Here is a 13,790-nt window from a genome sequence, read left to right on the forward strand (position 1 = left end):
ACCGATAAGGGCTAAGCGCACTATTGGATTAGATCATTTTTTATGAATTTACATTACTTATGGAAGCTCGCCGTTACATCGATCCTGCTCACCGGTATTTGCAATATCAGCAATGCGCAGGATGACACCGATAAAAAATGGGAACTTGGATTAGGCATAGGAGCTGTCACCGGTCCTGATTATCGTGGGTCTGATGAGTACCGCAGTTTTATCAGCCCGATCCCCTATGTTGTCTATCGCGGAAAAATAATTCGCTCGGATCGAGAGGGTATTCGCGGAAATTTTTTACGCACCGATCAATACGAATTTACTTTTAGCGCCAGTGCGGCCATTACTCCCGATACCGACAAAAATGAACTGCGTGAAGATATGCCGGAATTAGGCTCCACTCTGGAGCTTGGGCCATCGTTTAATATCAATTTAACAGGCGCTGATTTTTCACACGGCTGGCATTTACAAATCCCTTGGCGAGCGGTGTTTGCCATAGAAGCAGATGAATCAGGTTATATCGGCTCCGCCTTTCAACCGCAATTTGTTTATCGCACCCGGCTTAGTGATTGGACATTTACTTATCGCGCAGGCGTGATGTTTGCGAGCGATGACTATCACGATTATTACTACAATGTAAAACAAGAGTATGTGACTGAAGCGCGCCCTTATTTTGATGCCGATGGAGGCTATAGCGGTTGGAATAATCAAATGGCATTGAGCCGCAGCTTTAATCACAGCGGGATTAAAACCCGGCTTGCATTATTTATTCGCTACGACAATATCAGCGGAACCGATTTTAATAAAAGCTCGCTGGTGTCGACCGATCACTCTTATCGCGGCGGCTTTGCGTTTATTTGGGTAATTAAATGATGACACTCGCCGTGTTTTGTAAGCGGTGTAATTTTTTATACGCGCCGCAACAGGCCAAGGGTTTTTATCAACGGCATAGCCTCAAATAAACCCGAAGCCTGAGCCAACTTCCAAATTTCAAACGGCGGACGACCGCCATCGGCGGGATTGGGAAATACATCGTGAATCGCGAGCCACCCACCACGCACTACGTGCGGCGCCCAAGCGTGGTAATCGGTTAACGCAGCCTCCATACTATGGCCACCATCAATAAACACCATACTTAAAGGTGTAGCCCAATAACGCGCAGCTAGTTGTGATGGAGCAACAATGGGCACCACCGTATTTTCAAGCTGCGCACGCGCAAGCGTATGGCGAAATTCGCGGAAGCTATCCATCTTGCCAAATTGCGCATCATAGAGTGAAGGGTCGTGATATTCCTCACCCAATTGATGCTCTTCCGAACCGCGGTGATGATCAATTGCAAACAAAACACTATTGGCTTTTTTGCAGGCGCTGCCGAGATAAACAGTAGATTTACCGCAATAACTGCCAATTTCCAAACAGGGGCCAAGTGCGGCTACTGCGAGCGCCTGCTCGTATAAAGCAGCACCCTCTTCACCATCCAAAAAACCTTTTACTGAATTTATATCAATTGGCAGCATTGTTATTCTCGCTCATAATCACTGCACGTATTCTAACAGACATGCACTCGCAACAAACATCTTCAGCTAATTAACAAGCGAATTCGCCTTATGCGCCGCAGCAGCACACCCTACCGGGTCAAACGACTCTATAAAATTATCAACCAATGGTATGTGAAGCGTTTTATTGCACCGCAATTTGATACTTTGGGTAGCGTTCCTGAAATTGCACACCCGCGCAGCCTGGTCATTTTTGGCCGCAATATTCATTTGGGAAAATATGCGCAAATTATTTGCGCGAGCGATAACTGCGTGCGCTTTACCAGCTGGCCAAGTAAACAAGCCGATGCGGAAATTATTATTGGCGATTACTGTTTGATTTCACCGGGCGTGCGCATCTCAGCTGCAAAATCGATTCGTATTGGCGATAACTGTATGTTAGCGGCCAATGTCACTATTAGCGATAGTGATTGGCACGGCATTTACAACCGCATCCGTCCATTTCGCTGCACCAAATCTGTGGTGATTGAAAATAATGTGTGGCTGGGAGAGCGAGTTATCGTCAACAAAGGCGTAACCATTGGCGAGAACTCGGTGGTGGGGGCAGGATCAGTGGTGACCAAAAACATTCCTGCAAATTCAGTAGCGGCAGGTAATCCAGCGCGCATTATTAAAACGATTAATCCCAAGCGCAGAATGCTCAAACGAGAATTATTGTTTAAGAATGCGGAGCATTATTTTTATAGTCAGGATCAGCTGGATAAATTTATGCTGGGCAATAACGGTTGGCTGAATTGGTTACGAAGCATACTTTCACCCAACCGCAATGACTAAGCCAATAAAGTGCTGGCAAACACTGTGCGCCGCTTACTCAAAACGGCAATCTTTCAACACCAACTTACTCGGACTGCCTTGCCAATAATGGGAAACTGTGCCGGTTAATTTGGCGAATTCACCTTCCTGTAATTTTGCTGCTCTGGCGCGAGCCTCTGGCGCCATACGACAAACAATCGGCGGCCAGAAAGTAGATTCATCGGCGTCGAGCGTTTGAAGGATGCCGTTCCTGTCAATGGTAACTTTATACCAGAGTTCAATGGTGCCTTCGTTTTCAAGCGGTGAGCCTATAGTCCCATCCAAAAGATAACGTTTACCCTTGTAATGCGCGGTGATCATTTCTGCGGTTTTACGTTTTGACAATCGGTAAATATCTTTTGCTAACCAGCGAGGCTGAATCTCAACTATGGGTTCTGGTACGATCGCCGCTCTCGCAGCGGCCGCTATAGCATCTCCTTCAGCTCCGGTTTTAATTCTGGCCACCATGCCACACATACCGGCTCGAATATCTTCCGGTTTTGCCACGGTGCGCCGATTCAGTTTTGTGCGAATGCTGACTTCCGCAGCCGTACCCTTGTTAACCGCTGTGAGATAGATCAAAAAAGGATGGCGCCCATTTTTCTGTTCGATGGTGAGGGTACCTTGGGACCCAGTTGATTCCTCACCCAAAACATTAAAACCATCTGCTAACGCAATCGCGCGTAACTGTCCCAGCGCACTAGCCGAACCAAGATCGTTAATGGTAGTGGACGTTGAGAACTCGGCACCGTTGCGAGGATCACCTTCGGCAACGAAGTTTTTTTCACAGGTATTCGCATTTATCTGCGCGGCAGTTGCCAACAATATTATTGATGTTATAAACGGGATAACTTTCATTGAGATTTCCTTTATCAATTAAACCCTGGTACACACAGGCATGACTATTAACTCTAAACAGAGCTGGATTACCAATCTGTAAAAAAGTGTAGCTCGCCTTAATCGACTCCAATAGCTGTTTATCCTTTTAGCCTGTGGAGGTGGGCGACTAACCCAAGGCAACACGCAACAAAGCGGCAACAGAAATACCATCGGTAATCTCACCGCGCTTTACCATTTCAATGGCATCAATAAGCGGCAACTTTTTAACTTCAATATCTTCAGTGACCTCAAGCTGTTGTTGCCCGGGAAATAAATCCCGCGCAACAAACACTACACAAAATTCATCAGTGACTGAATTGGATAAATGCATGGTCATTAACTGCTGCCAATTATGGGCCTGCAAGCCTACCTCTTCTTCCAATTCACGCTGCGCGGCGTTTAATGGGCTTTCACCTTGAGGGCAGCCGCCTTCCGGAATTTCCCAGGTGAATTGGTTGAGTGTATAGCGGCTTTGTTTTACCAACCATGTATTGCCCTCATCATCAATTGGCACTACGCCGATTGCGATATTTTTAAAATGCACCACCCCGTAGATACCATCGGTACCTTTAGGGGTTATGACTTCTTCGTGGGAGACTTTTAACCAGGGATTTTCGTAAACAATCGATGAGGTTTTTGTTTTCCATCCGCCGACTTTTTCTCTGGGAAATTTTTCTGTCATGTGCAATCCGGAGTTGAAAATCAGTGGACGCGATGCGGGTCGAGTTCGACCTGGGTAATGCGTGAGCCAAGCATAATCACACGACCAAAATAGCGATCGGCACCTGACACCGTGAACTCAAAATAAAATGCGCGCCAGAGCGATAACTTTCCCAGTTCATTGCGTTTGAACCACAGGCGCCGCAGATAGACGTTTTCATCCAGCAACTGCACTTGCATTTCTTCGCAGCGCTTTTGCGCTGCATGATAAGCGCGATCTTTAACGAGCAGCGCACCGCGCCAGTAATAAATAAAAATCGCGATGCAGGTGAGCCAAATAATGGATTGCAGATCAAACATGGAGGAAAAGCCAACAGCGAGGGCAACAAAAACCCAACGCTCATAAAGAGTGGAAGAGAATAGCGAATGAGAAGACAACAAGCCCCTAAAACAGCAAAGGGCGATTGATTGCTCAATCACCCTTTTCGGAACTCACTCAACTTAGAGTGGAGTTACGTTTTCTGCTTGCGGACCCTTTTGACCTTGGGTTACTTCGAAAGTCACTTTCTGACCTTCTTTCAAGGTTTTACGGCCATTGCCGTTGATTGCACGGAAGTGTACAAATACATCTGCACCACCTTCACGCTCAATAAAACCATAACCCTTGTCATCGTTGAACCATTTAACAACACCAGAGACTAGATCTGACATAGCTTCCTCATCTTGCATCTAAAACGTCAGCGTAGCTGACCGAACAAAAAAACCGACTTTACTAAAAGCCAGAGTGAAATAGCTTGAAATAAAGCTATTGCTCAGGTCGTGGTACGTCCAAGTGTCTTCAGCAAGCGGTTGTCTTACAAAAGTCTAGTCTTGGGGCGGATCTCAATCTGTAGCAGTTCAAAATTAAAACACTAAGCCTTATCGAGTCAAGCAGTTATCTATGAAATTAGTGATTATCGACACTTTTTGTAATGCTGTGTAAGAGGCACACAATTAATCGGGCATTTTTCGGCTGTCATCGCTTTGCTTGCCATTATTTTGTGCAGATTTTGCAGTCGCTTTACCCAAGGTTTCGTGCAAAAACAGTGCAAGCGGAATTAAAGTAAACCCAAGAATCATCACGTGGCGCTTAATGCTTTGAAATTCGTAACCTTGCTTTGCTAATTGATAACATGCCAGCGCCCAGGCAGCCGCCGCAAAATATCCCCAGCGTTGCTGTTTAAAAACGCCCCAGGCAATTACTGCAGTAACGCAGGCTAAAAATAATCCGTAGATATTAAGAAATGAAATAAAACCGGCAATGGATGCAACTAAAATAATAAATAGGAGGCCATTTAATACGTTTGCAACAATCAGGAGTTTTGACATAAATACTTCTTTAAAAATGTTACTTTTCTACACCAACTAATCTGAACTGGATTTACCTTTACCGCGCCAGTCCTGATATTTTTTATGTACGCCGCGCGTAAATGCCTGCGAGTAGTCCTCAAGAAAGTCTACCCCCACGAGCACCAGAATAACCACCAGTGATAATTTGATCGCCACCATGTTGTAGCCTATCGCAATTACAACGCCAATAGACGCCAACATCCAGATGGTAGCCGCCGATGTAACGCCCAGCACAAAACCATCGCGCGCCAGCATTACCCCTGCACCGAGAAAGCCAATACCGGTAATTACCTGCCCGATAATGCGCGAGGGATCTGTGACCACTTTTTCCGGACCCGCCATGTGGGCCGAAACATACAGCGATGCCGCGATAAAAATATAAGTGCCTAGCGTGATCAGGGAAGAGGTGCGGATTCCCACCGGCTTGCCGCGTAACTGGCGCTCGATACCGATAATGCTCCCGCACAACAGCGAGGTTCCAATCGCATGCCAATCAAAGGGCGTGACTGACAGTATCGCCTCTACATCCATAGACTCACCTCTAGCGCCGACTCAAGAAACACCCAGTGCAGTATTGATAATGATTTTTTTAATTGCTGATACAGAGTTTAGTTGGCGCATGCCAGTATTGCGCAACCAATTTACGGCCAGAGTGCGATTGCCAAACAAACGCTTGAAGCCCTCCATTGCCGACATCATGCCCAGATTACTGGCGAGACGCTGACGCTGATAACGGCGCAGGATCGAATAATCCGCAAGCGGAATAGCGCGCGTGAGGGCTCGTTCGATTTCTTGTGCAAGCGCGATCACATCGAGCAAACCCAAATTGACTCCCTGCCCCGCCAACGGATGGATGTTGTGTGCCGCATCCCCAACCAATGCGATACCGGGCTGGATATAACTAGTGGCATGACGCTGGCGCAAAGGGATTGCATAGCGTTTATCGCAAGCGATAACGCGACCAAGGCGAGCCTCAAATGCGGAGGTTAAACGCGCACAGAAATCTTCATCATTCAACGCTATTAATTCCGCGGCCAAATCATCTTCTGCTGACCAGACGATCGAGCAACTATGCGCATCGCCATTATGTTGCAGCGGTAAAAATGCCAGCGGCCCTGTGTGCATAAAGCGTTGCCACGCGGTGAATTCGTGCGGCCGCTCAGTGCGTACCGTCGTGATAATCGCCTGTTGGCCGTAATCCCACTCACGCGTAGAAAATTCTGCGAGTTCGCGCACTTTGGATTGCGCACCATCGGCTGCAATTAATAATGCAGCGGTAATTTCACCACCATTCGTAAGTTGCACACGTACACGCGGAAATTCTGCTTGCGCAGGAATAACCTGGGCTACAGTGACCGGCTGTATAAGAAAAATATTCTTATGTTGTGCCATACGTTCACGTAATTGATTCACAACCACTGAATTCTCAATGATATGGCCGAGATGGGATTGCTTTACGTCAGCGCAATCAAATTCAATCGCTGCTGTACCTTCACCGTCCCAGACTTTCATTTCGCGATAGGCACAAACACGCCGCTTAACTATGCTATCCCAGCAGCCAATATCTGATAATAATTTTTGCGATGCATGAGTGAGGGCAACTACGCGCGGATCAAAATGATCACCACTAAAATGTGGTAAGTCACTGCTGGCTTCGATTACGGCAATGCGCAAGTTCCGCGCCGCATCAGTTTGCGCAATTGCGCAGGCAAGCGATGCACCGACCAAACCAGCACCGACGATCACCACATCATAATCAACATTATTGAGAGATTCATCGGCATTCACGCGCACGCAAGAATCAATAATTTTTTCATCACCGGCTGCTGCCGAATTCGACTCCTCCAACTTCCAACGAAATTGGCGGCCAGCATTACCCATAGTCTGGGCGATAAATTGGTTTTTGATTAACGGAATGGACTCGAGGCTCAATAGCCCGAGATGACGCATGGCGATCAGTGGCAACTGGTCGCTGGAAAATAGCCGTACCAATTTATCGCTAAATTCAATCGTAATTTGCTGGTCAAACGATTGTTTGTGGATATAGGTTTGCAACACCGCTAAATCACCGGGTGATTTATTTTTTTCTGTTGCCTCGCGCAGGGTTTCTACCAAACAGACGCAATCGCGCAGCGCGAGATTAAACCCCTGCCCCGCCACCGGATGTAAAAAATGTGCAGCGTTGCCGAGCAATACCAAATGCGAACGAATTTGCTCTTCAGCCAACACCAGCTGCAATGGATAGGAAAAACGTTTGGCAACACGATTAAACCGCCCCACACGAAAACCAAATCGCTCCTGCAACTGTATAAGAAAATCGGCATCATTTAGTGCCAGAATTTGATCGGCTTGCGCCGCAGGTAAAGTCCAAACTAATGCAGATTGCTGTACACTATTGGATTCACCTAAGGGCAAAAGCGCAATTGGGCCATCCGCTGTAAAACGCTCGTAAGCAACGCCATGATGTGGCTCGGAAAATTCGACATTGGTAATGATGGCGGTTTGACCGTACGCGCGCACTTGCGTACCTATGCCGAGCGATTTACGCAAGGGTGAATCGCCACCATCGGCGATCACAGCAAGTGATGTTTTTATTAAGAATTCTTGCGCGTTAGTTTTAACATTCAACAATGCACAATCTTGTTGTGGGGTTAACGCAGTTACTGTAGATGAAGCAAAACATTGAATATTATGTTGTGCTTGTACATGTTCGAGCAGAACCTTTCCCAACCAGGCATTTTCAACCACATAACCTACAGCATCGAGATTATTTTCTTCTGCATCGATCACACCGCCCAGAAAATGCCCACGATCAGATACATGCACTTGCGCAATAGGCGTTATGTGTTGCTGCAATAAATCCCACAAACCCAACTCGCGCAAAATCGCAACAGTGCCGTATGAGAGCGCTGTCGAGCGCGCGTCAAAACTCGGTTGGAAATGCATTTCATCCGCACGCGCGAACGCCTGCGCTTCAATCAACGCAATACGCAATTGTGGTTGACTGGCAGAAAGCAAACTGGCGAGACTAGCGCCCACCATGCCGCCTCCAATAATGACGATATCAAAAGTATCTTTTTGGATTACAACGTTCATTGCCGATCCTTATAACCTGCCACACACACAGCGCTCTCAACTAAAGGCGCGGTAATTAACTGGCGCACTGTTGCCATATTTTTATAATCACAGGTTGCGACTAGCCCATTTACCAAATTGGCATCAGCGAGTCTGGCAACCTGAACATCAATTCCCTTTTGTTTTTCGAGCTGAGCATAGAACTTGAGTTCCGGATTGTAGTCAGTGAAGCCTGCTGTATTGTCCGCCCCGTCATCGAGAACAATTATGCGATTGGGCATTCGCCCAGCGGTGTGCAAATGATTAAATAGAATACCGTATTGACTGATATGGGTTTTATCTTTTGATTTTGCGGGCAAACTTATTGCATTCCTATAAACAGAAATAATCACAGGCAAAGCAATAAACATAACAAGAAATGCTCGCCAGTAATTAATAGGAACTTGCATACCTTTTTTTATAGCGTCAACCAAAGCGATAGCGGCAGCTATGCACAGTAAAGGAATCACCGGAATTAGATACCAATGAAGCTGCGTTTTGGCGGTGGTAAGTAGAATTAAAATTCCTGCGCCCGATAAAAAGGTTATCTGCGCAAGACGTTTGCGCGTGGCATCCGCGCCCAACAGTGAATAACCAAGTAACAATAAAAACAAGCACCCGGGTACCCACTGCTTAAGCAGTTCACGCAGATAAAACCAGGTACCTTTGTAGTGTGATTCATTGGTTTCGCTGTAGCGGCCACCCAGCTCATTCATCCACACTGCCTGTAAATAACCTGCATCGTAGCTTTCACGAACGATGTAATAACTCGCGCAAATTAAGCAGGAAAATATTGCTACTAACCACCAGCGCCAATCATTAATAACATTTAGCACCTGACCAGTCAGGAGTAAAAATAAACACAGGCCTACTACACCAAAAAAGCCTGCTGGACCTTTGGTCATCACCGCCAATACCAGAAAAATTCCCGTGCTCAACATCCAGACTATTTTTTGCCGCCCTGATTGTGCCAACGCTTGCCAAACGCTCAGCACATACCCTGTCGTAAATAACGCGAGAAGTGTATCAAAGTCACCTGTGTGAGCACCATGAATGCCCGTGTAACCCTTGGAACTTAGCAAGAGCGCTGCAGCGATTAGCGCAGCCAATCTATCGCGCAAACCAAAACGTACAGCGGCCCAGACCATAATCAGAGTTGCAGCGGCGGCCAATGCGGAGGGCAGGCGCAAAGCCAATAAGGGCGGCAAATCCAGTTTCATTAAGCCGGCAATCAGCCAAATTAGTAGCGGCGGTTTGGTATTCCAATGATCAGGAACGCCTTCGTAGGTTGGCACAAGCCAACCGGAGCCGAGCGCCATTTCCAACGCGTTATTTGCATTGCGGCTTTCATCCCAATACTGCATGGGTAGGCCTTGATAATTCCAAAGTAATGCAATTAGTGCCGAAATGACTAATCCGCCGATACAAAATGCATCAACTAACCAGGGAGCAACTCTCCATGTATTTACTTGATAAAAATCTGCTTTATTATCAAGCGCCCGCATAAGTTCCTGCCATCAAGGCTTCGATTTCCACAACAGTTTTTGGTACGTCTTTAGTAAGTACTTCGTTGCCGTCTTTGGTGATAACCACATCATCTTCGATGCGGATGCCAATGCCGCGCCATTTTTTGGCGACGCGCTCATTGTCGGGAGCAACATAAATACCCGGTTCAACAGTCATCACCATACCCGGTTCGAGCACACGCCATTCACCACCGACTTTATAATCGCCGACATCGTGCACGTCCATTCCCAGCCAGTGACCGGCGCGATGCATATAAAATTCTTTGTAAGCTTCACTTTTAATTAATTCGCTTACGTCACCTTCAAGCAAACCAATTTTTACCAAACCTTCAGTGATGACGCGCACTGTGGCTTCGTGAGGATCATTCCAATGCTTACCTGGCTTACATTCAGCGATGGCTTCGAGCTGGGCTTGCAAACAAATTTCGTAGAGGGCTTTTTGTTCAGGAGAAAATTTTCCGCTGACGGGAAAGGTGCGGGTGATGTCAGCGGCGTAATAATCCAGTTCGCATCCCGCATCGATCAACACCAGATCACCATTTTTGAGCGGCGCAGAATTTTCGATGTAATGCAAAATGCAGCCATTTTTTCCGCCGCCAACAATCGTGTTATACGCGGGAAAACGCGCGCCGCTCATTTGGAATTCATGCAGGATTTCGGCTTCGAGTTGGTATTCCATCACGCCCGCTTTACTCGCTTTCATGGCGCGCACATGAGCGCGCGCAGAAATTTCGCCGGCTTCTTTCATCACACGCAATTCAGCGGCGCTTTTAAATAAACGCATATCATTTAAAAAATGACTTAAATCCAAAAACTCGCCGGGTGGGGTTGCACCTGAGCGCACTTTGGCGCGGATGGTGTTGACCCAGTCCATCACATGTTTATCGAATTCGCTGTCTTTACCCATGGAGTAATAAACGCGCTGTTTGCCCTCAAGCAAGCCCGGTAAAATTTCATCGATATCGTCGATAGGAAATGCATCGTCGGCTTCAAATTCACTGCACGCACCTTCGGGGCCAGCGCGATAACCGTCCCAAATTTCGCGTTCGCGGTTGCGCTCGCGCACAAACAAAACATATTCGCCATGTTCGCGGCCAGGGATTAACACCAGCACCGCTTTGGGTTCTTCAAAACCTGACAGATATAAAAAGTCGCTGTCCTGACGGTAGTGATATTCGGTGTCGCGGCTGCGCGGACGCTCAGGCGCGGCGGGAACTATGGCGATGGAGTTGGGCTCCATGTGCGCCATCAAAGTTTTGCGGCGGCGGGCAAATTCAGTTTTGGAAATTCTCATAGAGGCACTCGCAAACAATTAATGCAATTGATTCGACGCTGGCGCCATGCTTGCAGGATTTACACCTTCAGCATGTTCGGCAGAAAATTCAAAATAGAGTGAGTTGACGACGACGCGGACATATTCGGTGACTTCCATGTAATCCGCCTCTGCGCTGGGTTCATCCTCTTCATCATCGGCCTGGATTTGTACGATGTTCGCCAGGTCCTGGAGCATTTCTTCAAATTCTTCGTTGATCACACGTTTGCCCTGATGATCAACACTGCCGAATCCTGTGAGGAACCCGTGACACCATTCGCTTAGGGCGCGCACGCGATCATTGAGCGTGTTGTCATCGTCCGGCAGCATGAGTTTCAAACTGAATTGGCCGCGCAATTGATCGCAGGTGGTGTGATACAAACGGCTTAGAGCGATGCGCACTTGCTCGTCGGGGGCGGCGATAAAATCGAGGAATTCGACCGCCTCCAACAACCAGTTGATTTCGCTCAGGGTCGCACCGCCCGATAATTTCCCGCACAGCAAACCGTGCAGTTCGGAGGGGCTATTGAGGGTGCCGAGGGGCGCCAACAGGTTGGCCAGATCGTCAAAATTCAGGGGAGTGAGCAGTTGTTCGGGGGAAGTTGTATCGGTCATAGAGGCCTCTCATCACAGTGGATGAATGCTATCACGATTGGCTTGGGCGGCTCTGCAAACTTTTTATATAGCGATTTATAAGGTTGAGGTGGTTCAAGTAAAACCTGTTTGTTTATCATTTGATAACAACCAACTTCTCGAATTCACATTAACTTGGGTTGCGCGATTGACCACCCGCCGAGCGCACAATATAGTGGGCGACCCGCGCTATTTATTGGTTATTTATTATCATGTCTGACGATCTGTTACTCGCCCTCGAAACCAAGCTGGATAAGCTGATCCTGCTGTGCAACCGCTTGCAGCAAGAAAACGCCGAACTCAAAACCCGCGAAAGCGAGTGGCAACGCGAGCGAGTGCGCCTGATCGAGAAGAATGAATTGGCGCGCAGCCGCGTAGAAGCCATGATCACCCATTTACGTAATTTGGACGCTGAGTAATCGAGGCATCAATGAGCAACGAAACTGTTTTTGTAAAAATCCTCGATAAGGAATACCAGGTCGCCTGCCCGCGCGAAGAGCGCCAGGCCTTGGTGGAATCCGCGCAGTTACTCGACGAGCGCATGAAAGCGATCCGCGGTACCGGCGCGGTCATCGGCCTTGAACGCATCGCGGTAATGGCCGCACTCAACCTGAGCCACGAACTGTTGCAAGCCAAAAATAGCAGCACGGGCACTGGAGGATCTGCCAACCAAAGTGATTTGCTGCGCTTGAATGAAAAACTGGATCGCAGTCTGGCCAATCTGGGTTAAAAGCGAGCACAAGCGCAAATTGCACTTTTTTACCAGCCCCGTTTAAGACGATTAACAGCTAACCGGTTAACTAAGCCAAGCATAATTTCATTTGCGGAAGGCCAGTGACCTTGGGTTATACTGGCGCCACGCCCTGGAATGTTTGCAAACCGACAAGTCCTTGAGCCGATTTCCACAAAACTGGTGGTGTCTCGTTGTGTTTGGTGTGCATGTCCGCCTGACGGAAAGCCTTAAAAACCACAGGTGCTACCTCCTTGAACCTATGGGTTCAAGGCCAGCTTGGTTGCGGCATTTCGGGGTCTCTTAACTCACTTCTGTGTTTTTTTAAGGCTATTTATGGCCGATTCGTTTGATTCCCAATACGACCAACCACTCAATCATCTCGCACTGACCAAAAAGCAACTGCGCAATGAATTGCGTGCGCGCCGCCATGCCCTTAATCCCACCCAACAACTGCAGGCATCGATGTTCCTGCTACGCCATTTGATGAAGCTGCCGCAATTTATGCGCGCGCGCAATGTTGCCCTGTATATGGCAAATGATGGCGAGATAGACCCTGAGCCCATTGCCCGACAGCTGTGGAAAATGGAAAAGCACTGCTTTTTGCCGGTACTCCGCCCGGATAAGCGCAAGGATTTGTGGTTTGTGGAATACACGCCTGATGCGCTGCTCACTAAAAATCGCTTTGGCATTCCCGAACCAGACTTCCGCTCACAGCACAGAATGTCGGCACAGTTGTTAGATGTCGTGCTGATGCCGCTAGTGGGATTTGATCGTACTGGAGCGCGCTTGGGGATGGGGGGTGGTTTTTACGATGCGACCTTCGCCTTCAAACAAAAGCTTTCTGCAGGAAACAAAACATCCACGGGAAAACCGGTACTGATTGGTTTGGCGCACGCTTGCCAGCAAGTCGATGCACTTGCCACTGATACTTGGGATATACCGCTGTTTGCGATTGCGACCGATAAAGAAATTATCCTGACGCAAACCTAATATTGTCTCCATCGCCTCCCGCAGAAAATCTCACTCCACAAAAAACAACTCCCGCCGAAGCGGGAGTTGTTGTCGAAAATTCCGTTTACTCGCCTGTTACTACTCAGAGGTGGATTCTACGGCGGCCTCTGCAAATGACACTAACGCGCCTATATCCAACAGGGTTACACATACTCCCAAGCAAAACAAAAAAATTACAACGGAGAGAACATCGACTT

General features: G+C 47.8%; 16 protein-coding genes and 1 other RNA gene. 6 read left to right on the top strand and 11 right to left on the bottom strand.

Annotation, left to right across the window (positions count from 1 at the left end; genetic code table 11):
- Positions 1-42: 42 nt before the first annotated feature.
- On the top strand, positions 43-861 hold the full coding sequence (locus J2X05_RS02190; RefSeq protein WP_310068070.1) for a MipA/OmpV family protein: 819 nt from the start codon (positions 43-45) through the stop codon (positions 859-861).
- A gap of 35 nt (positions 862-896) precedes the next feature.
- On the opposite strand, the gene J2X05_RS02195 is transcribed toward J2X05_RS02190, so the two are convergent.
- Complete coding sequence (locus tag J2X05_RS02195; protein WP_310068071.1) at positions 897-1,505, bottom strand: class I SAM-dependent methyltransferase; 609 nt, start codon at positions 1,503-1,505, stop codon at positions 897-899.
- 90 nt (positions 1,506-1,595) lie between these two features.
- Here J2X05_RS02195 and J2X05_RS02200 point away from each other — a divergent pair, with 90 nt between their 5' ends.
- A complete protein-coding gene (locus J2X05_RS02200; protein WP_310068073.1) occupies positions 1,596-2,318 on the top strand; it encodes an acyltransferase in 723 nt (240 codons plus the stop codon).
- Positions 2,319-2,351: 33 nt separating this feature from the next.
- Here the strand turns inward: J2X05_RS02200 and J2X05_RS02205 are convergent, their stop codons facing one another.
- The 10 genes from J2X05_RS02205 to J2X05_RS02250 form a co-directional block, all read right to left on the bottom strand.
- Positions 2,352-3,194: a hypothetical protein gene (locus J2X05_RS02205; RefSeq protein ID WP_310068076.1), complete on the bottom strand. Its 843-nt coding sequence runs from the start codon at positions 3,192-3,194 to the stop codon at positions 2,352-2,354.
- Positions 3,195-3,342: 148 nt separating this feature from the next.
- A complete protein-coding gene (locus J2X05_RS02210; RefSeq protein WP_310068078.1) occupies positions 3,343-3,897 on the bottom strand; it encodes an NUDIX domain-containing protein in 555 nt (184 codons plus the stop codon).
- 20 nt (positions 3,898-3,917) lie between these two features.
- Entirely contained in the window at positions 3,918-4,235 is a 318-nt protein-coding gene (locus tag J2X05_RS02215; RefSeq protein ID WP_310068080.1) for a DUF3301 domain-containing protein, read from the bottom strand.
- A 141-nt stretch (positions 4,236-4,376) separates the two neighbouring features.
- Positions 4,377-4,586, bottom strand: coding sequence for a cold-shock protein (locus tag J2X05_RS02220; protein ID WP_039912329.1), 210 nt, complete (start codon positions 4,584-4,586; stop codon positions 4,377-4,379).
- A gap of 282 nt (positions 4,587-4,868) precedes the next feature.
- Complete coding sequence (locus J2X05_RS02225) at positions 4,869-5,243, bottom strand: hypothetical protein (protein WP_310068084.1); 375 nt, start codon at positions 5,241-5,243, stop codon at positions 4,869-4,871.
- Positions 5,244-5,279: 36 nt separating this feature from the next.
- Entirely contained in the window at positions 5,280-5,795 is a 516-nt protein-coding gene (locus J2X05_RS02230; RefSeq protein ID WP_310068086.1) for an MgtC/SapB family protein, read from the bottom strand.
- A 21-nt stretch (positions 5,796-5,816) separates the two neighbouring features.
- Positions 5,817-8,360, bottom strand: coding sequence for a 2-octaprenyl-6-methoxyphenyl hydroxylase (gene ubiH / locus J2X05_RS02235; protein WP_310068089.1), 2,544 nt, complete (start codon positions 8,358-8,360; stop codon positions 5,817-5,819).
- Positions 8,357-9,883 carry an ArnT family glycosyltransferase gene (locus tag J2X05_RS02240; RefSeq protein ID WP_310068090.1) on the bottom strand — a complete coding sequence of 509 codons (1,527 nt, stop codon included), beginning with the start codon at positions 9,881-9,883 and terminating at the stop codon, positions 8,357-8,359. Before J2X05_RS02240 ends, ubiH begins: the two co-directional genes overlap by 4 nt.
- Complete coding sequence (gene pepP, locus J2X05_RS02245) at positions 9,870-11,198, bottom strand: Xaa-Pro aminopeptidase (RefSeq protein WP_310068092.1); 1,329 nt, start codon at positions 11,196-11,198, stop codon at positions 9,870-9,872. The genes J2X05_RS02240 and pepP overlap by 14 nt, the downstream gene beginning before the upstream one ends.
- An 18-nt stretch (positions 11,199-11,216) precedes the next feature.
- Positions 11,217-11,831 carry a UPF0149 family protein gene (locus J2X05_RS02250; protein WP_310068094.1) on the bottom strand — a complete coding sequence of 205 codons (615 nt, stop codon included), beginning with the start codon at positions 11,829-11,831 and terminating at the stop codon, positions 11,217-11,219.
- Positions 11,832-12,061: 230 nt separating this feature from the next.
- Between J2X05_RS02250 and J2X05_RS02255 the strand changes: the two genes are divergently transcribed.
- The 4 genes from J2X05_RS02255 to J2X05_RS02270 all read left to right on the top strand — a co-directional run bounded on the left by J2X05_RS02255 (position 12,062) and on the right by J2X05_RS02270 (position 13,572).
- Positions 12,062-12,268, top strand: coding sequence for a TIGR02449 family protein (locus J2X05_RS02255; protein ID WP_133680147.1), 207 nt, complete (start codon positions 12,062-12,064; stop codon positions 12,266-12,268).
- An 11-nt stretch (positions 12,269-12,279) separates the two neighbouring features.
- Entirely contained in the window at positions 12,280-12,579 is a 300-nt protein-coding gene (locus tag J2X05_RS02260; RefSeq protein WP_310068098.1) for a cell division protein ZapA, read from the top strand.
- Positions 12,580-12,706: 127 nt separating this feature from the next.
- Positions 12,707-12,883: non-coding RNA, 6S RNA (ssrS, locus tag J2X05_RS02265), on the top strand.
- Positions 12,884-12,915: 32 nt separating this feature from the next.
- Positions 12,916-13,572, top strand: coding sequence for a 5-formyltetrahydrofolate cyclo-ligase (locus J2X05_RS02270; protein ID WP_310068101.1), 657 nt, complete (start codon positions 12,916-12,918; stop codon positions 13,570-13,572).
- Positions 13,573-13,790: the final 218 nt, after the last annotated feature.

The organism is Cellvibrio fibrivorans (assembly GCF_031457055.1).
Lineage (GTDB): Bacteria > Pseudomonadota > Gammaproteobacteria > Pseudomonadales > Cellvibrionaceae > Cellvibrio > Cellvibrio fibrivorans.

Bases quoted from the DNA above. Each gene is read 5' to 3' on its own strand.
- J2X05_RS02190 (WP_310068070.1), top strand. From the start codon at position 43: ATGAATTTACATTACTTATGGAAGCTCGCCGTTACATCGATCCTGCTC.
- J2X05_RS02195 (WP_310068071.1), bottom strand. From the start codon at position 1,505: ATGCTGCCAATTGATATAAATTCAGTAAAAGGTTTTTTGGATGGTGAA.
- J2X05_RS02200 (WP_310068073.1), top strand. From the start codon at position 1,596: ATGCGCCGCAGCAGCACACCCTACCGGGTCAAACGACTCTATAAAATT.
- J2X05_RS02205 (WP_310068076.1), bottom strand. From the start codon at position 3,194: ATGAAAGTTATCCCGTTTATAACATCAATAATATTGTTGGCAACTGCC.
- J2X05_RS02210 (WP_310068078.1), bottom strand. From the start codon at position 3,897: ATGACAGAAAAATTTCCCAGAGAAAAAGTCGGCGGATGGAAAACAAAA.
- J2X05_RS02215 (WP_310068080.1), bottom strand. From the start codon at position 4,235: ATGTTTGATCTGCAATCCATTATTTGGCTCACCTGCATCGCGATTTTT.
- J2X05_RS02220 (WP_039912329.1), bottom strand. From the start codon at position 4,586: ATGTCAGATCTAGTCTCTGGTGTTGTTAAATGGTTCAACGATGACAAG.
- J2X05_RS02225 (WP_310068084.1), bottom strand. From the start codon at position 5,243: ATGTCAAAACTCCTGATTGTTGCAAACGTATTAAATGGCCTCCTATTT.
- J2X05_RS02230 (WP_310068086.1), bottom strand. From the start codon at position 5,795: ATGGATGTAGAGGCGATACTGTCAGTCACGCCCTTTGATTGGCATGCG.
- ubiH (WP_310068089.1), bottom strand. From the start codon at position 8,360: ATGAACGTTGTAATCCAAAAAGATACTTTTGATATCGTCATTATTGGA.
- J2X05_RS02240 (WP_310068090.1), bottom strand. From the start codon at position 9,883: ATGCGGGCGCTTGATAATAAAGCAGATTTTTATCAAGTAAATACATGG.
- pepP (WP_310068092.1), bottom strand. From the start codon at position 11,198: ATGAGAATTTCCAAAACTGAATTTGCCCGCCGCCGCAAAACTTTGATG.
- J2X05_RS02250 (WP_310068094.1), bottom strand. From the start codon at position 11,831: ATGACCGATACAACTTCCCCCGAACAACTGCTCACTCCCCTGAATTTT.
- J2X05_RS02255 (WP_133680147.1), top strand. From the start codon at position 12,062: ATGTCTGACGATCTGTTACTCGCCCTCGAAACCAAGCTGGATAAGCTG.
- J2X05_RS02260 (WP_310068098.1), top strand. From the start codon at position 12,280: ATGAGCAACGAAACTGTTTTTGTAAAAATCCTCGATAAGGAATACCAG.
- J2X05_RS02270 (WP_310068101.1), top strand. From the start codon at position 12,916: ATGGCCGATTCGTTTGATTCCCAATACGACCAACCACTCAATCATCTC.